The organism is Erythrobacter litoralis HTCC2594 (assembly GCF_000013005.1).
In the GTDB taxonomy this organism is placed as follows: Bacteria; Pseudomonadota; Alphaproteobacteria; order Sphingomonadales; family Sphingomonadaceae; genus Parerythrobacter; species Parerythrobacter litoralis_A.
On record NC_007722.1, the window covers coordinates 1,227,725 to 1,248,943 of the forward strand.

Annotated in this window: 21 protein-coding genes; 10 read left to right on the forward strand and 11 right to left on the reverse strand. The window is 61.7% G+C overall.

From position 1 onward, the window contains the following. Window positions 1–13: 13 nt before the first annotated feature. On the reverse strand, window positions 14–1,198 hold the full coding sequence (locus tag EL2594_RS05875; protein ID WP_011414115.1) for a vWA domain-containing protein: 1,185 nt from the start codon (window positions 1,196–1,198) through the stop codon (window positions 14–16). Window positions 1,199–1,285: 87 nt separating this feature from the next. On the opposite strand from EL2594_RS05875, the gene EL2594_RS05880 reads away from it, so the two are divergent. Beyond that, the gene (locus EL2594_RS05880) at window positions 1,286–2,683 is read left to right on the forward strand and encodes a methyl-accepting chemotaxis protein (protein WP_011414116.1); all 1,398 of its coding nucleotides are present in this window, start codon (window positions 1,286–1,288) and stop codon (window positions 2,681–2,683) included. A 95-nt stretch (window positions 2,684–2,778) separates the two neighbouring features. Further along, window positions 2,779–3,726 (forward strand): L,D-transpeptidase family protein, encoded by a 948-nt coding sequence (locus EL2594_RS05885; protein WP_011414117.1) that lies wholly within the window; start codon window positions 2,779–2,781, stop codon window positions 3,724–3,726. Here the strand turns inward: EL2594_RS05885 and EL2594_RS05890 are convergent, their stop codons facing one another. Both EL2594_RS05890 and EL2594_RS05895 read right to left on the reverse strand, forming a co-directional pair. Continuing rightward, complete coding sequence (locus EL2594_RS05890; protein ID WP_011414118.1) at window positions 3,727–4,578, reverse strand: AAA family ATPase; 852 nt, start codon at window positions 4,576–4,578, stop codon at window positions 3,727–3,729. Window positions 4,579–4,657: 79 nt separating this feature from the next. After that, window positions 4,658–5,947, reverse strand: a complete 1,290-nt coding sequence (locus EL2594_RS05895) for a serine hydrolase (protein ID WP_049762434.1) — start codon at window positions 5,945–5,947, stop codon at window positions 4,658–4,660. Window positions 5,948–6,075: 128 nt separating this feature from the next. Between EL2594_RS05895 and EL2594_RS05900 the strand changes: the two genes are divergently transcribed. Both EL2594_RS05900 and EL2594_RS14880 read left to right on the forward strand, forming a co-directional pair. After that, window positions 6,076–7,296, forward strand: coding sequence for a bifunctional alpha/beta hydrolase/OsmC family protein (locus EL2594_RS05900; protein WP_011414120.1), 1,221 nt, complete (start codon window positions 6,076–6,078; stop codon window positions 7,294–7,296). A gap of 56 nt (window positions 7,297–7,352) precedes the next feature. Beyond that, window positions 7,353–7,598: a putative quinol monooxygenase gene (locus EL2594_RS14880; protein WP_081432287.1), complete on the forward strand. Its 246-nt coding sequence runs from the start codon at window positions 7,353–7,355 to the stop codon at window positions 7,596–7,598. On the opposite strand, the gene parE is transcribed toward EL2594_RS14880, so the two are convergent. Beyond that, window positions 7,595–9,571, reverse strand: a complete 1,977-nt coding sequence (parE, locus tag EL2594_RS05910) for a DNA topoisomerase IV subunit B (RefSeq protein WP_011414122.1) — start codon at window positions 9,569–9,571, stop codon at window positions 7,595–7,597. The two genes, EL2594_RS14880 and parE, sit on opposite strands and share 4 nt — an antisense overlap. An 81-nt stretch (window positions 9,572–9,652) precedes the next feature. Continuing rightward, a complete protein-coding gene (locus EL2594_RS05915; protein WP_011414123.1) occupies window positions 9,653–10,822 on the reverse strand; it encodes a penicillin-binding protein activator in 1,170 nt (389 codons plus the stop codon). A 38-nt stretch (window positions 10,823–10,860) separates the two neighbouring features. On the opposite strand from EL2594_RS05915, the gene rsmI reads away from it, so the two are divergent. The 3 genes from rsmI to gshB are packed head-to-tail and all read left to right on the forward strand — an operon-like array spanning window position 10,861 to window position 13,015. Then, complete coding sequence (rsmI, locus tag EL2594_RS05920) at window positions 10,861–11,706, forward strand: 16S rRNA (cytidine(1402)-2'-O)-methyltransferase (RefSeq protein ID WP_041685125.1); 846 nt, start codon at window positions 10,861–10,863, stop codon at window positions 11,704–11,706. Continuing rightward, window positions 11,703–12,053 (forward strand): YraN family protein, encoded by a 351-nt coding sequence (locus EL2594_RS05925; RefSeq protein WP_011414125.1) that lies wholly within the window; start codon window positions 11,703–11,705, stop codon window positions 12,051–12,053. Before rsmI ends, EL2594_RS05925 begins: the two co-directional genes overlap by 4 nt. Window positions 12,054–12,061: 8 nt before the next feature. Next, window positions 12,062–13,015: a glutathione synthase gene (gshB, locus tag EL2594_RS05930; protein ID WP_011414126.1), complete on the forward strand. Its 954-nt coding sequence runs from the start codon at window positions 12,062–12,064 to the stop codon at window positions 13,013–13,015. On the opposite strand, the gene EL2594_RS05935 is transcribed toward gshB, so the two are convergent. From EL2594_RS05935 to rph, 4 genes are read right to left on the reverse strand one after another with little or no spacing between them, the layout of a single operon-like run. Beyond that, window positions 13,016–13,912 carry a tyrosine recombinase XerC gene (locus EL2594_RS05935; RefSeq protein WP_041685127.1) on the reverse strand — a complete coding sequence of 299 codons (897 nt, stop codon included), beginning with the start codon at window positions 13,910–13,912 and terminating at the stop codon, window positions 13,016–13,018. Next, a complete protein-coding gene (hemW, locus tag EL2594_RS05940) occupies window positions 13,909–15,060 on the reverse strand; it encodes a radical SAM family heme chaperone HemW (protein WP_011414128.1) in 1,152 nt (383 codons plus the stop codon). The genes EL2594_RS05935 and hemW overlap by 4 nt, the downstream gene beginning before the upstream one ends. Window positions 15,061–15,069: 9 nt before the next feature. Continuing rightward, entirely contained in the window at window positions 15,070–15,699 is a 630-nt protein-coding gene (gene rdgB / locus EL2594_RS05945) for an RdgB/HAM1 family non-canonical purine NTP pyrophosphatase (protein WP_011414129.1), read from the reverse strand. Next, on the reverse strand, window positions 15,696–16,409 hold the full coding sequence (gene rph / locus EL2594_RS05950) for a ribonuclease PH (RefSeq protein ID WP_011414130.1): 714 nt from the start codon (window positions 16,407–16,409) through the stop codon (window positions 15,696–15,698). Before rph ends, rdgB begins: the two co-directional genes overlap by 4 nt. 152 nt (window positions 16,410–16,561) lie before the next feature. Between rph and hrcA the strand changes: the two genes are divergently transcribed. Next, window positions 16,562–17,602, forward strand: coding sequence for a heat-inducible transcriptional repressor HrcA (gene hrcA / locus EL2594_RS05955; protein WP_011414131.1), 1,041 nt, complete (start codon window positions 16,562–16,564; stop codon window positions 17,600–17,602). Between the two features lie 19 nt (window positions 17,603–17,621). Next, window positions 17,622–18,215 (forward strand): nucleotide exchange factor GrpE, encoded by a 594-nt coding sequence (grpE, locus tag EL2594_RS05960; RefSeq protein WP_011414132.1) that lies wholly within the window; start codon window positions 17,622–17,624, stop codon window positions 18,213–18,215. A 9-nt stretch (window positions 18,216–18,224) separates the two neighbouring features. On the opposite strand, the gene EL2594_RS05965 is transcribed toward grpE, so the two are convergent. Then, complete coding sequence (locus EL2594_RS05965; RefSeq protein ID WP_011414133.1) at window positions 18,225–18,890, reverse strand: crotonase/enoyl-CoA hydratase family protein; 666 nt, start codon at window positions 18,888–18,890, stop codon at window positions 18,225–18,227. A gap of 77 nt (window positions 18,891–18,967) precedes the next feature. Here EL2594_RS05965 and EL2594_RS05970 point away from each other — a divergent pair, with 77 nt between their 5' ends. Further along, window positions 18,968–20,734 carry a DUF885 domain-containing protein gene (locus EL2594_RS05970; protein ID WP_011414134.1) on the forward strand — a complete coding sequence of 589 codons (1,767 nt, stop codon included), beginning with the start codon at window positions 18,968–18,970 and terminating at the stop codon, window positions 20,732–20,734. A gap of 1 nt (window position 20,735) precedes the next feature. On the opposite strand, the gene EL2594_RS05975 is transcribed toward EL2594_RS05970, so the two are convergent. Next, on the reverse strand, window positions 20,736–21,197 hold the full coding sequence (locus tag EL2594_RS05975) for a hypothetical protein (RefSeq protein ID WP_011414135.1): 462 nt from the start codon (window positions 21,195–21,197) through the stop codon (window positions 20,736–20,738). Window positions 21,198–21,219 lie beyond the last annotated feature (22 nt).

Sequence of the window (21,219 nt, forward strand, 5' to 3'; positions counted from 1 at the left end):
CCAAACCCCAAAATTACGCGCCTTGTTTCCTGCTCAATTCCCGCATCGCGTCGTCCAACCCGTCGAGGGTCAGCGGGAACATCCGGTCGTTGACCAGCTGCTTCAGGATCTTCGTGCTCTGCGAGTAGCCCCATTGCTTTTCGGGTACCGGATTGAGCCACACGGTCGCCGGATAGGTGTTGGTAAGCCGCTGCATCCAGACCGCGCCGGCTTCCTCGTTCATGTGCTCGACCGAGCCGCCGGGGTGGGTGATCTCGTAGGGGCTCATCGCGGCATCGCCGACGAAGATCACCTTGTAATCGTGGCCATATTTGTGGAGCACGTCCCACGTCTTGGTGCGCTCCTGCCAGCGCCGCTTGTTGTCCTTCCACACGCCCTCGTAGAGGCAATTGTGGAAGTAGAAGAATTCGAGGTTCTTGAACTCGCTTGTTGCCGCGCTGAACAGCTCTTCGCAGAGCTTGATGAAGGGGTCCATCGAACCGCCGACATCGAGGAACAGCAGCAGCTTGACCGCATTGTGCCGCTCCGGCCGCATATGGATGTCGAGCCAACCTTGCTTGGCGGTCCCGTCGATCGTTGCGTCGAGGTCGAGCTCGTCCGCTGCACCTTCACGCGCGAACCGGCGCAGGCGGCGCAGCGCCATCTTGATGTTACGGGTGCCGAGTTCTTTGGTGTTGTCGAGGTTTTTGAACTCGCGCTTTTCCCACACCTTCACAGCGCGCTTGTGCTTGCTTTCCCCGCCGATCCGCACGCCCTCCGGGTGGTAGCCCGAGTTTCCGAACGGCGAGGTGCCCCCGGTGCCGATCCATTTGTTGCCGCCTTCGTGCTTCTTCTCCTGCTCGGCGAGCCGCTCCTTGAGCGTCTCCATGATCTCTTCCCATGAACCGAGCTTCTCGATCTCGGCCATTTCCTCTTCGGTCAGGAATTTCTCGGCGACAGCCTTCAACCAGTCTTCCGGCACATCGACCGGGTTCTGGCCGTAATCCGTCAGGATGCCCTTGAAGACCTTGTGGAAGACCTGGTCGAAGCGGTCGAGCATGCCTTCGTCCTTCACGAAGGTCGCGCGCGAGAGATAATAGAACGCTTCGGGCGTCTGCTCGATCACATCCTTGTCGAGCGCTTCGATGAGCGTCAGGTGCTCCTTGAAGCTCGCGCCGATGCCGGCCTCGCGCAATTCGTCGACGAAATTGAAAAACATGCGAAAAAGCCTCTTCGGGGACGGAAATCTTTACGCGGCGGTAACCATGCCGCGCCTAGGCATTTCCCCGCACACACGGGGTACGCAATGGAACATAGCAAGATTATCGCCGCCGACCAGTCCGCATTGGAGCTCATTCCGGGCAAATGCGGCGATGTCACGGTGGGATGCACCGACGTCGCCGGCGTCGTCGAAGCGGTCATAGCCTCGTCCGAAAAATTGCGCGAAGAGCATACCGCGCTGCAGGGTACGATCTCCGACCTCGAGGCCGACCAGGCGAAAGTCAGCGAAGCCAGCGACGAAGCGCGGTTGCTGTCCGAGCGCGCCATTGCCCGATTGGGCGACGGTAACGCGCTGATCCGCTCGTCACTGTCGCAGATCACGGAATTGCTCGAACTGGTCGATACTCTGACCAAGCATGTTACCGGCTTTGCTTCGGCAATGGACCAGGTGAAGCGCAGCTCGCAGCATATCGACGACATTGCCGAGACCACCAACATCCTTGCGCTCAATGCCACCATCGAAGCGATGCGGGCAGGGGAGGCCGGTCGCGCGTTTGCCGTGGTCGCCGACGAAGTGAAGAGCCTTGCCGGGGCGACCCGCAAGGCCACCGAGGAAATCTCCAGCACGATCGACACGCTCGAAGGCGAAGCCAAGGCGGTGATCGGCAAGATCGAGGGCGGAGCCAAGGCTTCGAGCGAGGCCAAGACCTCGGTCGCCAAGATCGAAGAGACCATCAGCGGCGTTTCCGACCTGGTCGAGGAAGTCGATCGCCAGAACGACCAGATCGCCCGCGCCACCAACACGATCAGCGGTCATGTTTCGAAAGTGCAGGGCGTCCTCACCGGCTTCGACAGCGCCGCGATCGAGAACGAGCAGAAGCTCCAAAGTGCGCACAGCCGGATGGAAGCGCTGGAACTCACCGCCAGCGAAATGTTCGACAGCATCGTCAAGAGCGGCCTCTCGCCCAAGGACAGCGAAATGGTGGTCCAGGCACAAGACCATGCCGCGCAACTGGCAGAGGTCGCCGAAGCGGCGATTGCTGTAGGCGAGATCACGATGGAAGAGCTGTTCGACACACATTATCGCCCGGTCGACGGCAGCAACCCGCCACGCTATCGTTCGAACGCGAGCGACTGGGCCGACAGGAACTGGCGCCCGATCATTGATGCGATGGTGGCGAGGGGCGGCGCGATCATGATGTGCTCGCCCGCCGATATGAACGGCTTTCTGCCGACCCACGTGACCGACCGCTCCCGCCAGCCTACCGGTGATCTCGCGCACGACACGAAATACTGCCGCAACGGTCGTATCTTGCTCGGGCCGATCGATCGCAAGGCAAAACAGAGCAGCGCGCCCTACATGATGGCGGTCTATCGCCAGGAAGGCGATGGCAAGCAGTACAATGTGGTGCGCAATGTCTATGTCCCGCTCTACATCAACGGTCGACGCTGGGGTGACAGCGAGCTCGCCTACAGGTTCTGAACTGTTCCGCAGCGGAGCAGGGTGACAAGCGACACCTTGCCGCGCGTGCGGCGCCCATCTACCTCGTTAGCCAAATTTGCTAACGGAGGCGCCCGGTGCGCAGCACGCTCGCAGGATCATCGATTGCGGCGGCAATTCTGCTGTCCGTGACGACATGCGTGCCCGTTTCCAGCGATCCGGTCCGCGCGGTGGCACCTGCCGTTGCCGCGAAGACGCCGCCCGTTCCTGTAGCCGAGTGGACTCCGGAGCCGCCACCCGAAGTGACGGTAGACGATACCCTGCGCGACGGGGTGGTGATCGTCATCAGCAATGCCTCGCAGCACATGCACGTGTTCCAAGACGGAAGATTGTGGCGCTCGAGCCCCGTTTCGACCGGCAAGCGCGGCAAGGAAACGCCGACCGGTGTCTTTGCCATCCTGCAGAAGAGAAGGTTTCACCGCTCCAACCTCTACAGCAATGCGCCGATGCCGTTCATGCAGCGCCTGACCTGGGATGGAATCGCCATTCACGCCGGTCGCTTGCCCGGCTATCCGGCCTCGCACGGCTGCATCCGGCTGCCGAGTAACTTTGCGAACGATCTCTTCAGGCTCACCGGTTTCACATCGACCGGCGTCATCGTCACGAACGATCCACTGGAAGACGAGGCGGCAGCGCTCCGGCTTGCGCAACGCACCGACGCGGTGATCCCGATCGATCCCAAGCTCCTGGAAGAGACGCCGATGCGGGTCGCGACGGCAGAGCACGAGTCCAAGTTCGGCCCGCCACAAGCGGCCACGCCGGCACCGGAACGAACGCCGGTGCCAGAGCCGCTATCGGACACACAGGCTATCCAGTTCGCGGCCGCACTTTCGGATGGCGAGGCGAGAGCCCATTGGGAGCGGATCAGCAAGGCGCACCCCGAACTGGCCAAGATGCAAATGCAGGTCGTACCGGCCCGGGTGAACGGTCGCCAATACTACCGGCTCCGCGCGGCATCGCCCGACGCACATGCGGCGTGCGCCAAACTTTCGAGCACGGGCCTGGAGTGTTTTCCGGTCGGCTGATCAGGTCTGGCGGCGCGCCATGAAGGCCAGACGTTCGAACAGCATCACGTCCTGCTCGTTCTTTAGCAACGCGCCATGGAGCGGCGGGATCGCGCTGTTGGGATTGGCATCCTGCAGCACTTCGAGCGGCATCTCTTCGTTGAGCAAAAGCTTGAGCCAGTCGAGCAACTCGCTGGTGCTTGGCTTTTTCTTGAGGCCAGGCACTTCGCGGATCTCGTAGAAGACATCCATCGCCTTCTTGACCAGCGCCTTCTGGATGTCAGGATAGTGGACCTCGATGATCTCGGCCATCGTGTCGCGATCGGGAAACTTGATATAGTGGAAGAAACAGCGGCGCAGGAAGGCGTCGGGCAGTTCCTTCTCGTTGTTGGAAGTGATCACGACGATCGGGCGTTCCCTGGCCTCGATCCGCTCCTTCGTCTCATAGACATCGAAGCTCATGCGATCGAGCTCCTGCAAAAGGTCGTTCGGGAACTCGATATCGGCCTTGTCGATCTCGTCGATCAGCAGGACCGGAAGCTCTTCGCTGGTGAAGGCTTCCCACAGCTTGCCGCGCTTGATGTAGTTGGAGATGTCGTGGACGCGCTCTTCGCCGAGCTGGCCGTCGCGGAGGCGGGCGACCGCGTCATATTCATAGAGGCCTTGCTGCGCCTTGGTGGTCGACTTGACATTCCACTCGATCAGCGGCGCGCCTATGGCCTTTGCGATCTCGTGCGCGAGAACAGTCTTGCCGGTACCGGGTTCGCCCTTGACCAGCAGCGGTCGGCGCAGCGTCACCGCGGCATCCACCGCCACCTTGAGATCGTCGGTCGCGATATAGTCGTCGGTTCCGGTAAAACGCTTGTCGGCCATCGGTTTTCCTCTGCAACTTGCTTTACGGGTGCGTTAGGGAAGGCCCCGCGCAGGGGCAAGAGGCATCTTGGTTGGTGACTCAGTCGGCGAGCGCAACGATACGCTGGGCCAGCAATTCGAAGGTGGATGACTGGACATTCGCTTGTGAATTGTTCCAGCTCATCGCGAGCATATGCCACGCCCCGGCCTTGTCGCGCAGCAGCCAGGTCAGGTTGAGCACGCCGGGTTCCGAGCCGCCCTTGTAACCGATGTAATCCCACCTCTGCCGCATGCTCGGCGGCATCGACGGGTTTATCGCCATGACATCCAGCGCCGTGTCGTCATCGGCTTCGGCGAACATGCGCATCAATCCGGCGAGGTCCCGCATATCGGCGAACCATTCGAGCGTCTCGATGGCCGTCGGCTCGACGAAAGTGGGCGGAGTGACGGTGTACGATTTCCAATCGTGCTCGGCTTCGAATGCTGCCACCTTTGCCCGCCGCGCGCGCTGATCCAGACCAAGCCATTCCCGCGCAAGAGACGGATCGCCCTTGAGCTTGAACAGGTCGAGCGTGGTGAGCAGTGGCCGCATCGGGTCCATGGCGGAATGGCCGCTCTTCGCCATCTGCCCTTCGACCGCTTCGCGGCCCAGCACCCTGACCAATTGGTCGGTGGCGGTGTTGTCGCTGATCGAGATCATCAGACTGGCGAGCGTCTGCAACGTCACTGGCGAGCCCTGCGGCCAATCCTGCATCATCCCGCTGGGAAACGATTTGACGTCGAGCGCGATGACATCGTCCCAATTGCGCTTGCCCGCTTCGACCTCTGCCGCAAGCGTCGCGAGGACGTAGAGCTTGAAGGTCGAGCCTATCGCCAGTTGCTTGTCAGGGTTGAAGGAAAGGATGGGCTCCGCCCCTGCCGCCAGAGGTGCAAAAAGCACGCTGACATCCCCGGGCAGCGCTTCCAAATCCTGCGTGATCTTGTCCACGTCATCGTCGATTGGCTCGAAGGTCTGCAGCAACAGGCCCGTGACGCGGTGCGGTTCTTCCGGCTCGATCACGAAATTGCCCGAGCCGATTGCCTTTTCGAACCGCAGGTAGATCGTGCCTGCATATTGCGAGCTTGCCTCGACCTTCTCTACACCGATGATCGGCCCGAACTGCCCGGTCAATTGCGCGCTGATCGCTGCAAACTGCTCTCTCGGCACCGCTGCGAGAAATCCTGGGGCGAATGCTTCTTCTGGCTGCGCCTCGCCTCGAATGACCTCGACAACCTGCTCGGCAGCTTTCTCGAGCATTGTCGCATCCGAGGCGGCGGATTCGTCTGTTGCCTGTGCATTGGCAGGCTCTCCCGATAGTGCGGAATAGGCCAGTGCAATTGCGGCAATCATGAATCGCATGCGATGCTCCCCTTTATCGGGAGCAAAGCTATGCAGGTGGATGCGCAATCACAAGTCGTAACCCTCGCGTTTCGCGAACGAACCAGGCTAGGACTGCGAACAATCCGGGAGTGTGCGCCATGCCGACTGAACAATTGAAAATCACCACCGACGCCGGGCACGAATTGTCGGGTTCTCTGGAACTGCCGACCGGGCTGGTACGAGGAGCCGCCCTTTTTGCCCACTGCTTTACCTGCACCAAGCAATCGAAAGCGGCGGTCGAAGTAACCCGCGCTCTGGCCCGCGAAGGCATTGCCACCTTGCGCTTCGACTTTACCGGCCTGGGCGGCAGCGAAGGCGATTTCGGTCGCGCCGGTTTCGCCAGCGATATCGATGACTTGCTCGCTTCCGCGCGGGCGCTTTGCGAGCGCTTTGGCGATGGAATCCTGCTGGTCGGCCACAGCCTTGGCGGAGCGGCAGTGCTGGCAGCGGCGGGCATGATGGCGAGGGGCAAGGTCGCTGCCGTCGCCACCATCGGCGCACCGAGCGATGTGCCGCATGTCCTCCATAATGTGGAAGGCGATATCGATGCTATCGAGCGGGATGGGGAGGGCGATGTCACCATCGGCGGCAGACCCTTCAAACTGAGCAAGGATTTCCTCGACAAGACCCGCGAAGCCGACCTGCTCGAACGGGTGAAGGCTTTGCGCGTGCCGCTGATGGTCTGCCATTCACCGACAGACGAGATCGTCGGGATCGACCACGCCTCCAATCTTTTCCTCGCGGCCAAGCATCCGAAGAGCTTCATTAGTTTGGCCGGGGCCGATCACCTGCTGACCAAGGTCGAGGACGCCGGTTTCGTCGCGAGCGTGATCGCAAGCTGGGCGCATCGCTACCTGCCGATGAAGGCAGACTGGCCCATGCCGCAGGAAGGCGTGATCGTCTGTACCGGCCACGGCAAGTTCGGAACCGAAGTCCACACCACCGGCCATCGCTTCGTGGCCGACGAGCCCAAAAGCTACGGCGGCAACGACACCGGCCCGACGCCGTACGACCTACTCAATGCTGCGCTCGGCACCTGCACCGCCATGACGATGAAGATGTACGCCGACCGCAAGGGGCTACCGCTGGAGGGCGTAAGCATCCACGTCACGCACGAGCGCGACCACGTAGAGGACTGCGACCACGCACACGCAATGGAGGAGGGCGAACAAATTCAGTCTCTCAACCGCGCCATCACCATCCGCGGCGATGATCTGACGGAGGGAGATCGGAGCAAGCTTGTCGAAATCGCGGATAAGTGCCCGGTTCACAGAACGTTGGAAGGGCATTTGCATATTCATACGGAGCGCACCGAATGATCATCGTGACCGGTCATGTCATCGTGAAGGAGGATCATTAGGATGAAGCTCTCGCTCTGGGATGCGAACACTCGGCGAGGTCGCGGAAAGAGCAGGGATGCCGCGCGCATAATTGCTTCGTGGACGCGGAGAACGAACGACGCATCAAATTCTTCGAGAAGTGGACGGATGCTGCTGCCGTCAAGGCGCATTTTGCCCTGCCGACCTCGCGTCAGTTCATGGCGAAGATGGGCACTTTTGCCAACTCTGAACCAGTGATCGAAGCGTTCGCGGCCGAGAAGCTCGACGTCGGCGCGCTTTAAGCGTCGATCAAATCCCGGTCGATCTCACCCGCGCGGTTCTGAATGAAGTTGAACCGATGTTCGGGGTTGCGGCCCATCAGGCGATCGACCAGTTCTTTCACGGCAAAGCGCTGCTCATGCTCGGCCGGCAGAGTAATGCGGATGAGTGAGCGCGTCTCCGGGTTCATGGTCGTTTCGCGCAGCTGTTGCGGGTTCATCTCGCCGAGGCCCTTGAAGCGTGCCACGTCCACTTTCTTGCCCTTGAACACCGTACCCTCAAGTTCCTGCCGATGCGCTTCATCTTGCGCGTAGCGGCTCTCTTTTCCGGCAGTCAGGCGATAGAGCGGAGGTTGCGCGAGGTAGAGATGCCCGTTGCGAACGACCTCGGACATTTCCTGGAAGAAGAATGTCATCAGCAGCGTCGCGATGTGCGCGCCGTCGACATCGGCATCGGTCATGATGATGATGCGGTCGTAGCGCAGGTTTTCGGGATCGCAATCCTTGCGCGTGCCGCAGCCCATGGCGAGCGAGAGGTCGGCAATTTCCTGGTTGGCGCGGATCTTGTCGGCAGTTGCGCTGGCGACGTTCAGGATCTTGCCGCGGATCGGCAGGATTGCCTGAGTCTTGCGGTCGCGCGCCTGTTTGGCGCTGCCGCCAGCGGAATCGCCTTCAACGATGAAGAGCTCGGTCTCGGCATCGGTTTCGCCGCTGCAATCGGTCAATTTACCGGGCAGGCGCAGCTTTTTCGCATTGGTCGCGGTCTTGCGCTTGATCTCGCGTTCCTGCTTACGCCGCAGCCGCTCCTCCATCCGCTCCATCACCGAGCCGAGCAGCGCCTTGCCGCGCTCCATATTGTCCGACAGGAAATGATCGAAGTGATCGCGCACCGCGTTTTCGACCAGGCGCGAGGCCTCGGGCGACGTCAGCCGGTCCTTGGTCTGCGACTGGAACTGCGGATCGCGGATGAACACGCTGAGCATGATCTCAGCGCCGGTCATCACATCGTCGGCGGAGATATCCTTGGCCTTCTTGGTTCCGGTCAGCTCGCCGAATACCCGCAAGCCTTTGGTGAGCGCGGCGCGCAGGCCTTGCTCATGCGTCCCGCCATCGGGGGTGGGTACGGTGTTGCAATACCAGCTGGTCGAACCGTCCGAGTAGAGCGGCCAGGCGATCGCCCATTCGACGCGGCCGTGATTGTCCGGGAAATCCTGGCTGCCGGTGAACGGGTCGGCGGTGACGCATTCGCGTTCGCCGACCTGCTCCTTCAAGTGATCGGCTAGCCCGCCTGGAAATTTGAACACAGCCTCCTCGGGCACGTCATCGCTCGCCAGCGAGGGCGCGCATTTCCAGCGGATCTCGACGCCCGCGAAGAGATAGGCCTTCGAGCGGGCGAGCTTGAACAGCCGCGCAGGCTTGAACTGGCGATCGCCGAATATCTCAGTGTCGGGTGTGAAGGTAACAGTGGTGCCACGCCGATTTGGCGTCGGGCCGAGCTTCTCGATCTTGCCGAGCGCCTGCCCCTTGGAAAATTCCTGCGCGTACAGCTCGCGGTCGCGCGCCACCTCCACGCGGGTGTAGCTCGACAGGGCATTGACGACGCTGACACCTACGCCGTGAAGGCCGCCGGACGTCGCATAGGCCTTGCCCGAAAACTTTCCGCCCGAGTGCAGGGTGGAGAGGATCACTTCCAGCGTCGACTTGCCGGGGAACTTGGGATGCTCGTCGACAGGGATCCCGCGGCCGTTGTCCGCGACAGAGACGGTGTTGCCTTCCTCCAGAGTGATCGCGATCCGGCTGGCATGACCCGCCACCGCTTCGTCCATCGCATTGTCGAGAACCTCCGCGACGAGGTGATGCAATGCGCGATCGTCGGTACCGCCAATATACATGCCCGGGCGCCGGCGGACGGGCTCCAAGCCCTCGAGAACCTCGATGGAAGAGCTATCGTAATCGCCGCTGGAGGCGGGGGTATTTTCAAACAGGTCGTCGGACATGGGACAAGGCTATAGGCCCGCGATTCAGGCGGCTACAAGGAGGCGAGATGGGTTTTGCGCAATCCCGGCGCAGTGACGGCGCTACCGGTCGAAACGCGCGGGTGCAGCGTCGAGGATCACCACTTGGCCATTGCGTACCTGCCGCACTTCCATCGCCCGGTCGACCACGCCATTGCGCTTGAAGCGAAATGCGCCGTCAAGGCCCAGGAATCCGCCATCGTCGTAAAGCTGCCCCGTCGGGAAACTGCGGCCGACGCGCCAGTCGCGCGCCACTCGCAGGGCCAGCAACACGCTATCGTAGCCGAGCGTGGATATGCGGAACGGCTGGCCACCAAAGCGACTGTTGTAGCTGTCTGAAAACCGCTTGAAGCGCGCGTCCGACACGGCCGAGAAAACTGCTCCGCGCAAGGCGCTGGCGCGCGTGACCGCGGATTCGCCGCTCCATAACTCTGTGCCCAGCAATTGCGTATCGCCCGCACCACCGGGTTTGAGCACGCCGGCCGCCTGGATCGCAAGACGCGCGCCATCGGCGATCAGCACCGTGTCGTATCCGCCACGCGCCTTCAATCGCTCGCTGGCACTGACGATCGAGGTATTGCCGCGTGCGTAGCGCTCGATCCCGGCCAGGCTGAGCCCCGAAGAGTTCAGCGCCGATGTCAGCGCCATTTCCGCGCGGCGACCGTATTCGCCATCGGGAACAATCGCCGCAACATTGCGCGCGCCCTGAGACCGCGCATAGGTAACGGAGCGCTCGATAGACTGGCCCGGCAGGTGACCCATGACGAAAGCATCGGGCCCAGCGACGCTCTCATCGTTGGAATAGGCGATCAACGGCACACCCGCAGGTCGCGCCTCCGCACGGACCAATGGAACATTGTCCGACAACAGCGGGCCGAGAATCAGCTTGTTGCCATCGGCAATCGCACGCCGGGCCGCCTCGCGCGCTCCGGACGCCGTATCGTAGGTCGTGATCCGCAGGTTGCTGGCGTTGGTATCGAGCAAGGCCATCGTGGTGGCATTGGCGATCGACTGGCCAACCCGGCCATTGCTGCCCGACATCGGCACCAGCAGAGCCACGCGGTGGCGTGTTTCATCGGTGGGCAGGGCCGTCGCACTGGGCTCGGGAGATGGCGCCCTGTCGACTGGCTCGGTCGATGTCGTCGGGCCTTTGGGAATGACCTGACACCCGGCCAGCAATGCTGCCGCCCCCGCAATGACCAGCGCCTTGCGCGCCAGTTTGAACCCCATCATGCTTGCGACTCCCCGAAGCTTTGTTCATGCCGTGAAAGGTGCAGCACGATCATTCCGCCGAACCCCTGTCTCCGGGCCTGTATATAGTCGCCACGCCCATTGGCAATCTTGGCGATATCACGCTGCGGGCGATAGAGACGCTCCGACGCTGTGATGCGGTGGCCTGTGAAGACACGCGGATGACCGGCAAGCTGCTCAAGCACTTGGGCATCAGCAAATCGCTCTGGCGCTATGACGATCATAGCGATGCCAAAGCGCGAGAGAAGATCGTCGCCGCGATTTCAGAGAAAGCGGTCGCACTGGTGAGCGATGCGGGCACGCCGCTCATTTCCGATCCAGGCTATCGCCTCGTGCGAGATGCGAGGGATGCGTCCTTGCCAGTCACCACGATACCCGGCGCGTGCGCCGCAATTGCCGGACTCACGTTGTCAGGCCTGCCGAGCGACCGCTTCCTGTTTGCCGGGTTCCTGCCGGTGAAGGACAAGGCAAGGCGCGAAATGCTGGAAAAGCTCGCGCCGGTAGATGCCAGCCTGATATTCTACGAAACCGGTCCGCGGCTGTTGAAGAGCTTGGCCGCCATCGATGAAATGCTCCCTAATCGGGAAATCTCTGTCGCCCGCGAGCTGACCAAGCTGCACGAAGAGTGTCGGCGCGGGATGGGTGCCGGTTTGATGGCACACTATCAAGCCAACCCGCCGAAGGGCGAGATCGTATTGATGGTCGGTCCGCCGCCTGAAGCTGCGCCGGATGATACCGATGCAGAGCTGATGTTACGTGAGGCGCTCGAGACAATGAAGCCGTCACAGGCTGCGGGACATGTGGCAAAGGCTACCGGACTCGATCGAAAAGACCTCTATTCCAGAGCCTTGGAGCTGAAAACTTGAAGCGCCAGATTGCCGAGCGCAGCGGCCGCGATGGTGAGAGGCGCGCCGCGCTGTGGTTGCGGGCGAAAGGTTGGTCGATCCTTGCGCAGCGGGTCAAGACTCCGCGCGGCGAGATCGATCTGGTTGCCAAGCGCGGCAAGCTGGTCGCCTTCGTCGAGGTTAAATGGCGCAAGACCAGAGCCGAACTCGACCATGCGATCGACGAATATCGGCTTTCACGGGTCGCTGCCGCGGCGGAGGCGATCGCGCATGACTATGCGCAGGACGGCGAGGATTATCGCATCGACGTGATCCTCCTTGCACCCGGCAGCTTCCCGCGCCACATCGCCAACGCCTGGCAACCTTAGGAAAGAACATGGCCTTGAAAGTCGCCGTCCAGATGGACCCGATGGAAAGCATCAACATCGGTGGCGATTCCAGCTTCGCCCTGATGCTGGCTGCGCAGGCGCGGGGGCACACGGTCTATCACTACGACGTGGGCTCGCTCGCCTACGAGGATGGCAGGATCACCGCCCATTGCGCACCGGTGACCGTCCAGCCCGTCGAAGGCGATCACTTCACGATGGGAGAGCGCCGCAAGCTGGACCTCGCGCAGGACATCGACGTGGTGCTGATGCGGCAGGACCCGCCCTTTCACTTGGGCTACATTTCCGCCGCATTGCTGCTGGATCGACTGAAGGGCACCACACTCGTCGTCAACGATCCGCGCGAAGTCATCAATGCGCCCGAAAAAATGTTCGTGCTCGATTACGCTCGTTTCATGCCACCGACCCTCATTGCCCGCCAACTGTCGGACATTCGCGAATTCCAGGCAAAACACGGGGCCATTGTTGTCAAGCCCCTCCACGGCAACGGCGGCAAGGCGATCTTCAAGGTCGAGGCCGATGGCGGCAATCTTTCGGCGCTGAGCGAAGTTTTCAACCAGACCTGGCCCGAAGCCCACATGGTGCAGCCGTTCCTGCCGGAAGTGGCCGAAGGCGACAAACGTATCGTCCTCGTCGATGGTGAGTTCACGGGCGCGATCAATCGCAAGCCGGGCGAGGGCGAGTTTCGCTCAAACCTCGCGCAGGGCGGCTATGCCGAAGCGGCCGGCCTCACGGAGCGGGAAGAAGAAATCTGCGCGACGATGGGCCCCGAGCTGAAACGGCGCGGGTTGGTGTTCGTGGGCATCGATGTGATCGGCGGCAAGTATCTCACCGAGATCAATGTCACTTCGCCCACCGGCATCGTCGCGATTGACAAGTTCAACGGCACCGACACGCCAGCAAAAATCTGGGACGCGATCGAAGCGCGCCACGCGGCGATGTAGCTAATCCTTCTCGCGCGGATGCGCTTTGCGATAGGTGTCAAGCAGGGTGGCCGCATCCACCTTGGTATAGATCTGCGTCGAACCGAGACTGGCGTGGCCGAGCAATTCCTGCAGGCTCCGGAGATCGGCCCCTGCACCCAGCAAATGAGTGGCAAAACTGTGCCTCAGCGCATGCGGCGTGGCCGTGTCCGGCAGGCCAAGAGCGCGCCTCGCGCGCGCGGTCGTTTTCTGGATCATACCCTGTGACAAGGGGCCACCTTTCGCGCCTCTGAAAAGAGGTCCTTTCGGCTCGATCGGCCATGGACAGGTTTTCGCATAATCCGCCACTGCGTCGCCAATCAGTGGCAGTATGGGCACCACGCGTTGCTTACCGCCTTTGCCGGTGACCTGAAGGCTTTCTCCTAGCGGCACCGCTTTCCCGGTCAGCGACAGCGCCTCGGCAATCCGCAATCCCGCGCCGTAGAGCAGCAGCAAAACCGCCCGATCGCGCTTGCCGATCCAGTCGTCCGCCGCGCTGGCATCGACCGTATCCGCAAGGTTGATCGCCTCGTCGGGGGTGACGGGCCGGGGCAAGCCCTTCTTGATCCGCGGGCCTCGAAGGCGCGGCGCAGTTGCTTCGGCGTCCCCCGTCTCGCTGCGGGCGTAGGCAATGAAGGCCTTCAGAGCGGAAAGTTCACGTGCTGCCGACGTATTAGCCAGTCCCTCGGCGCGGCGCGCCGCCAGATGACGACGTAGTGTTACTGCGTTGGTCGCCGCGACATCCTCCCAGTTTTCGGAGCCAAGGGAGTCGAGCATTCGGCGCGCCGCCGTGTGATAGGCCCGCACGGTATGGGGCGAACGTCGTCTCTCGTCGGCGAGATAAGTGTGCCATTGCGCGAGTAATTCAGCGGCGCTCACGCCAGCACCAGTTCGCTCGAGACCAACTCACCCAGAAGCGCATCGAGCAGCGGCATGCCCTTGGCCGTCACGCGCAATCGCTCGTTTACGTGCTCGATCAGGCCGAGCTGGGAATACAATTGTCGCTTATCGGGATCGATCAAAGAAACTTCGCCGATGCCGAAGCGTGCCGATAGAGTCTCGAGATCGACTCCTGCAGCGAGCCTCAAGCCCATGACCAATGCTTCTGACGCTTGCTCAGCGGGTGAAAGGCGACGCTCCTCTTGCGCTCCGCTGCCGCACTCATCGACCGCCGCCAGCCAGTTCTCGGGCTTTTTGTGTCGCAGGGTTGCGAAACCGCCGCGGCGCCCATGTGCGCCGGGACCGATCCCGCAATAATCGTGGTAACGCCAGTACGTGAGGTTGTGACGGCTTTCCTCACCCGGCCTGGCGTGATTGCTGATTTCATAAGCCGGAAGGCCTGCACTCGCGGTGACCGCCTGTGTCACTGTGTACAGATCGGCAGCCGGATCATCCGCCAGCGGATCGAAGACTCCCCGCCTGACATCGGTCGCAAAGCGCGTCCCGGGCTCGATCGTCAGTTGGTAAAGAGACAGGTGTGACGTGCCGAAGGATAGCGCCCGCTCAAGTCCGGCGCGCCAATCGCTCTCGGTCTGGTCGGGCAGGGCGTAAATCAGGTCGAAGCTGACGCGCTGGAAGGCTTTCTGCGCGGTTTCCAAAGCAGTCAGCGCCTCTTCGACGCCGTGCAAGCGTCCGAGGAAGCGGAGAGCCGCATCGTCCAGCGATTGTACGCCCAGCGACACGCGATTGACACCCGCCGCAGCCAGGGCATGAAAATTCGCCGTTTCTACCGACGAGGGATTGGCTTCGAGCGTGATCTCGATATCGGGCGCGAAGCCCCAGAGCCGCTCGGCCTGCTGCAACAGCGAAGCAACCAGAGCAGGCGGCATAAGCGACGGTGTGCCCCCGCCGAAGAAAATGGAGGTCAGCGCCTCTCCACCGGCTTTCCCCGCCTCGTAGCGCATATCGGCCAGCATCGCGCGCTCCCACAGTGCGTGATCGACGCTGGCGCGCACGTGGCTGTTGAAATCGCAATAGGGGCACTTCTTCGCGCAGAAGGGCCAATGGATGTAGAGCGCGCGGGCCATGGCCGCAGTCTAGCTGCCAAACTGTTTCGCGACCAGCTTGGCGAAAGCATCGGCGCGATGGCTGATGGCGTGCTTCTCTTCCGGGTCGATTTCGGCGAATGTTTGGCCGCGCCCAGTCGGCACAAAAACGGGGTCGTAGCCAAAGCCCAGCTTGCCGCGCGGAGGCCAGGTCAGCGAACCGGGGCATTTGCCTTCGTAGATCGCGTGCTCGCCATCGGGCCACGCCAGCGCGAGGACACAATGAAACGCAGCATTCCGATCGGTGTCCGGGCCGAGTTGTTGCAACATGCCCTCTACCTTGCCCATAGCCATGTACCAGTCGCGTCCCGGCTTGCCTTCGAACCATTGCCGCTCGGCCCAATCGGCGGTGTAGACACCGGGCCGCCCCTCCAGCGCATCGACCGACAGGCCGCTGTCGTCGGCCAGCGCCGCCATGCCGGACGCTTCGGCCGCGGCGCGCGCCTTGATCAGAGCGTTCTCGACAAAGGTCGTGCCGGTCTCGGCAGGCTCCGGAAGGCCCAACGAGCCGGCGCTGATGCATTTGACGCCATACGGCTCCAGCAGCGCTGAAATCTCTTTCAGCTTGCCCGCGTTGTGCGTGGCAATGACCAGCGAGCCTGAGCCGAGGCGGCGCGTCACTTCGTCGCCTCGTCCTGCGACTTGAAGATCTGCGCGCAACCGATCTGGGCGAGGCGGAGCAGGCGCATCAAGCCTTCCTCGTCATAGGTCGCGCCTTCGGCCGTGGCCTGGGCTTCTGCGATCTTGCCGCCTTCGATCAGCACGAAATTGGCATCGGCATCGGCGTTGGAGTCTTCCGCATAGTCGAGATCGAGCACCGGCGTGCCATTGTAGATCCCGCAGCTGATTGCGGCGATCTTGCCGGTGATGGGGTCGTCCTTGATTTGCCCTTGCTCCATCAAACCGCTCACGGCGAGGCGAAGCGCAATCCACGCGCCGGAGATCGACGCGGTGCGCGTGCCACCATCGGCCTGGATAACGTCGCAATCGAGCGTGATCTGACGTTCGCCGAGCTTTTCCAGATCGACCACGGCCCGCAAGCTGCGCCCGATAAGGCGCTGAATTTCCTGCGTTCTCCCGGACTGCTTGCCGCGTGCGGCCTCGCGGTTGCCGCGAGTATGCGTCGCGCGTGGCAGCATGGAGTATTCGCCGGTGACCCAACCCTGTCCCTTGCCGCGCAGCCACGGCGGCAAGCGTTCTTCGACGCTGGCGGTGCACAGCACCTTGGTGTCGCCGAAGCCGATCAGGCAGGAGCCTTCGGCATGCTTGGTGTAGCCGGTCTCGATGGTGATAGCGCGCATCTCGTCGGGCGCGCGTCCGGAAGGTCGCATCAAAATTCTCCACTTGCGACGAACCGTTCGCCCTGAGCTTGTCGAAGGGTCGTCCTCACTTCTTGAGCGGCGCTATAAGGAAGAACGGGACTTCGACAAGCTCAGGGCGAACGGAAAATTGAAACTTTGCCTATTCCAGCTAAGTGAGATCCATGGCCGTACCACCCGTCACCGAACTGACCGACCGCGCCAGGGCGATCTTCCAGCTCGTGGTCGAGGGCTATCTCGAGAGTGGGCAACCAGTCGGGTCGAAAACGTTATCGCAAGAGCAATCTCTGGATCTCTCACCCGCGTCGATCCGTTCGGTGCTGGCCGATCTGGAATCGATTGGCCTGCTCGCAGCGCCGCATACCAGCGCCGGACGCATGCCGACGGAGACCGGACTGCGCCTCTTCGTCGACGGGATGATGCAGGTTGCCGAACCCACGCGCGCAGAACGTGAGGCCATCGCTCAGCGCCTCAAGCGATCCGGCCCGATAGAGCAGGCTCTGGAAGCGACAAGTTCGATGCTTTCCGATCTTTCAGGCGCCGCGGGGATGGTGATGGTCCCGAGCCGGGAGCCGCGCTTGGCACAGATCAGCCTCGTGCCACTGGGGCAGGGTAAAGCACTGGCGGTGCTGGTCGGCGAAGATGGCGCGATCGAGAACCGCGTAATCGAGACGGGCGATACCCCGGCCCATGTGCTGGAGCAGGTCAGCAATTTCATCACGGCGCGCCTCGCAGGACGTACGCTAGCCGAAGCGACAGCGGCGATGCGCAAAGAAATCGCAGACGGGAAATCGGCACTCGACACAGCCAGCCAGAATCTCGTCGAGCGCGGCCTCGCGGTCTGGACCGAAGATGCTGCGGAACGTCCGGTCCTCATCGTCCGCGGGCAGGCCAATCTGCTGGATGAAAGTGCGCTGGAAGATCTCGACCGCGTGCGCTCGCTCCTTGACGATCTCGAGAACAAGCAATCGGTCGCGGAATTGCTCGAAACCGCACGCGATGCCGAAGCGACGCGCATTTTCATCGGCAGCGAGAATCGTTTGTTCGCCCTCAGCGGCTCTTCCGTCATCGCATCGCCCTATCGCGATCGCGAAGGGAAAGTCGTTGGTGTGCTGGGAGTCATAGGCCCCACGCGGTTGAATTACGCGCGCGTCGTCCCCATGGTGGATTTCACGGCCCGTTCGCTGGGCAAACTGATCGGTTAACCGGAAAAATTTCAAAGCAATGAGCGACGATACCAAGAAGCAGGACACTGCGGCTGACGCAGAAGTCGAGAAGGAAATGGAAGGCGTTCCCGAGCATCTACGCGATGACCGTGGGAGCGAAGAGGACGCGTCGGACGACCTGTCCGCAGCACTTGAATCGCTAAAGAGCGATCTCGAGGCGGCCAAGCAGGAAACGCTCTACGCCAAGGCCGAGACGCAAAACGTCCGGCGCCGGATGGAGAAGGACATCCAGGACGCGCGCACCTATGCCGCGACCGGTTTTGCGCGCGATATCCTGTCCATCGCAGACAACCTGGCGCGCGCGATCGATGCCATTCCGCAGGAGCTGCGCGAAGACGAGAAGTTCAAGGGACTGGTCGCCGGTATCGAGGCCACGCAGCGCGAACTCGACAAGGTCTTTGCGCAGCACGGCGTCAGCCGCATCGCCGCCATGGGCCTGCCGCTCGACCCCAACCAGCATCAGGCGATGATGGAAGTCCCGACCGACGAAGTCGAACCGGGCACCATCGTGCAGGAAATGCAGGCGGGCTACATGATCCGCGACCGCCTGCTGCGCCCGTCCATGGTGGGTGTCGCAAAGAAGCCGGACTGATCGGGGCGGTTAGAGCTTAGGTAGCTCCGTTGCCTCGATGGCCGCGATGACCTCCGCATTCACCTGCGCCTTGTTACCGGCGAAGGCGGGCAGCTTCATGCCTTCGAAAAAGGCCGGAAGCGCAGCGCGTTCGGCGTCGAGATCGCCGGGATCGACCAGTTTGTCGAGATAGCCGACGCGCAGGGCTTCTTCGGGATCGAACATCATGCCCGTGCCGATCGCCTTGCGACCCGAAGGCGCGAGCCGGCGCGTGGCGAGCGCGATGCTGTAAGCAGGCAAAACAAGCCCGATCATCGTTTCGTTCATGCCGATTTTAAAGTCGCCGCGGATGCCTATCGCGCGGTCGGATGCCATCATTAGGAACGCGCCCGCCGGGAAGGCATTGCCGGTGCAGATCGTCACGACCGGTGCGGGATGCCGCAAGATGGCAAGGATAGCATCCTGTCCCGCCTGCAGAAGCTTCAATGCCGCGTCTGCACCCTTTGCGAAAGTCTTGAGATCGAAGCCGGCCGAGAAGAGCCCCGGTTTGCCTTCAAGAACGACTGGCTGTTGCTTTGCCGCTGCCTTACCGAGCACCTCCTGCAGCCGGTCGAGCATTGGCATGGAGATGTCGTTGACCTTTCCATCGTCCATCCGTGCATGAATTGCCGCGCCAAGTTCGGTTGTTTCGATCATCGGGAGCTCTCTTGTGGCAGGTGCTTTGGCGAGGTGTTAGGGAACCACTGGCGCGGAGGAAAGCCGCCGCGCTCGAAATGAAGGAATGCCCGTTGAAAACACTCCGCCTCGCCATAATCGCATGTGCACTGGCCTATGGTGCGCCCGCCGTCGCATCGCCTTCAACCGACGAGGCGCTTCGTGCCCTGACCGACAGCTATTTCGAATACCGTGTCGAGCAATCGGGGCGCGTGCTCAACGAAGATGGCAGCACGGAGGATGGGGCGAAGCTTCCCTCGGTTACGGCACAGTCGCAGACGGTTCAGGCAGAGCGCGCTGAAGCGTTCCTTCGCGAACTGGACGGTCTCGATGGCGAGGCGATGGGCGATGCGGCAAAGATCGATGCTGCGGTTTTCCGCACGCTTCTCAACGCAGAGATCGGCGATGCGCGCTTCCGCGAGTGGGAGATGCCATTCGATAGCGACAACAATTTCTGGAGCTATCTGGCGGGGCGAAGCGGCTTTCGCACGGTCGAGGAATATGAGCGCTACATCGCCAGAATGCGCGACCTCCCGCGCTATTTTTCGGAGCACATTGCCAATGCCCGAGCCGGGCTGGCGCGTGGTTTTTCGGTGCCGCGAGTAACGCTGGAAGGACGTGATGCCTCGCTAGCTGCCTATGTCGTCGAGGATCCGCAGAGCAGCCCCTTCTGGGTGCCTTTCGCACAAATGCCGGAGAGCTTTTCCGCCAGCGATACCAACCGGTTGAATGCGGCGGGACGCGCTGCAATCGAAGAGGCGGTGACCCCGGCCTATGCAGAGGTGCTCACTTTCTTGCGCGATACATATCTGTCCAACACACGGACGACACTCGCGGCCAACGAGATGCCCGATGGCCCTGCCTATTACGCGCAGCAGATCAGGCAATACACGACCCTCGATCTGAGCGCCGAAGAGATTCACCAGATCGGCCTGTCCGAAGTGACTCGTATCACTGCCGAAATGGAGAGGGTGAAAGAGGACGCAGGGTTCGAGGGCTCGCTTGAAGAATTCGTGCAGTTCCTCCGTACCGATCCGCAATTCGTCGCTAAAACACCCGATGAGTTGATGGGTGTCTCGGCCTATGTCGCGAAGCGAACCGACATGAAGCTCGGTGACTATTTCGGTTTCCTCCCGCGCCACCGCTTCGGCATCGTCGAAGTCGATCCGGCTATCGCGCCGTTCTACACGGCTGGCCGTGGCGGCTACGAGGCATGCCAGATGAACACTTACGACCTGCCGTCGCGCCCGCTCTACAACATCCCCGCGCTGACGTTGCACGAATGCGCGCCGGGTCACAGTTTCCAGGCGGCGATCGCCGACGAACAACCTGAAGCGTCGCCCTTCCGCCGCCGGACATATTTCTCAGGCTTCGGCGAGGGCTGGGGGCTTTACGTCGAGTATCTCGGCAACGAGATGGGCATCTATCGCACCCCCTACGAGAAATTCGGCCAGCTGAGCTACGAGATGTGGCGCGCCGTGCGGCTCGTGGTCGACACCGGTATCCACCACTACGGCTGGAGCCGCGAGCAGGCGATCGACTATCTGGCGTCGCGAACTGCACTATCGACCCACGAGGTCAACACCGAGATCGATCGCTACATCAGCTGGCCCGGCCAGGCGCTGGCCTACAAGCTCGGCGAAATGACCATGCGCCGTGTCCGCGCCAAGGCTGAGCGGGAGCTTGGCGAGGCTTTCGACATCCGCAAATTTCACGACGTGGTGCTGTCGCTCGGTTCGGTGCCATTGCCCGTTCTCGAACAGCGCATCGACGCGTTCATCGCAGATGGTGGGCAGGGTTTGGAAGGTGTTGAATACAGACAATAAGTCAGGCGGCGGCTTGCCGAGCCAATTGGGGCACCTTGTTCTGAACGACCAATTTCCGCTCGATGCGGGAGATTTCTTCTGTGACCGCTTGCAGATCGGAAAGCGAAAGAATCAGGCCTTTGCGGCCGAACCGTGGTTGGCTCTGCACATTTGAAAAACAAGCATGCAGATTGGCGTGCACACTGATCAGTTCCATGCGGCTGTGAACAATACCGCAGCGGATGCTGCCCAGATTTTTTAGCTCTTTAAGCAAGCCTTCGATTCGAGCCTTTTCAGCCTTGGGATACTGCGGTGCGGCGGGAGCCTTAAGCATGGCCTCTATGTTTGCAGACAGCATTACCGCAGGCGATTTTCCAATCGAAGCAAGTAACCGACGCACAGCAATGTCAGCGGCATTGTGCGCGTCGATAAACTCACTGCGAGCGACGGCGAAATCTTTTCTGGCAGAATAAATGCGCTCCATTTCCTGGATAATGCGCAGTTTT

Coding starts and splice junctions, on each gene's coding strand:
- rph (WP_011414130.1), bottom strand. CDS start 16,409: ATGCGACCTTCCGGACGCGCGCCCGACGAGATGCGCGCTATCACCATC.
- grpE (WP_011414132.1), top strand. CDS start 17,622: ATGAGCGACGATACCAAGAAGCAGGACACTGCGGCTGACGCAGAAGTC.
- hrcA (WP_011414131.1), top strand. CDS start 16,562: ATGGCCGTACCACCCGTCACCGAACTGACCGACCGCGCCAGGGCGATC.
- EL2594_RS05965 (WP_011414133.1), bottom strand. CDS start 18,890: ATGATCGAAACAACCGAACTTGGCGCGGCAATTCATGCACGGATGGAC.
- EL2594_RS05895 (WP_049762434.1), bottom strand. CDS start 5,947: ATGATTGCCGCAATTGCACTGGCCTATTCCGCACTATCGGGAGAGCCT.
- hemW (WP_011414128.1), bottom strand. CDS start 15,060: ATGGCCCGCGCGCTCTACATCCATTGGCCCTTCTGCGCGAAGAAGTGC.
- EL2594_RS05900 (WP_011414120.1), top strand. CDS start 6,076: ATGCCGACTGAACAATTGAAAATCACCACCGACGCCGGGCACGAATTG.
- EL2594_RS05915 (WP_011414123.1), bottom strand. CDS start 10,822: ATGATGGGGTTCAAACTGGCGCGCAAGGCGCTGGTCATTGCGGGGGCG.
- EL2594_RS05880 (WP_011414116.1), top strand. CDS start 1,286: ATGGAACATAGCAAGATTATCGCCGCCGACCAGTCCGCATTGGAGCTC.
- EL2594_RS05890 (WP_011414118.1), bottom strand. CDS start 4,578: ATGGCCGACAAGCGTTTTACCGGAACCGACGACTATATCGCGACCGAC.
- gshB (WP_011414126.1), top strand. CDS start 12,062: ATGGCCTTGAAAGTCGCCGTCCAGATGGACCCGATGGAAAGCATCAAC.
- EL2594_RS05970 (WP_011414134.1), top strand. CDS start 18,968: ATGAAGGAATGCCCGTTGAAAACACTCCGCCTCGCCATAATCGCATGT.
- EL2594_RS05975 (WP_011414135.1), bottom strand. CDS start 21,197: ATGGAGCGCATTTATTCTGCCAGAAAAGATTTCGCCGTCGCTCGCAGT.
- parE (WP_011414122.1), bottom strand. CDS start 9,571: ATGTCCGACGACCTGTTTGAAAATACCCCCGCCTCCAGCGGCGATTAC.
- EL2594_RS05875 (WP_011414115.1), bottom strand. CDS start 1,198: ATGTTTTTCAATTTCGTCGACGAATTGCGCGAGGCCGGCATCGGCGCG.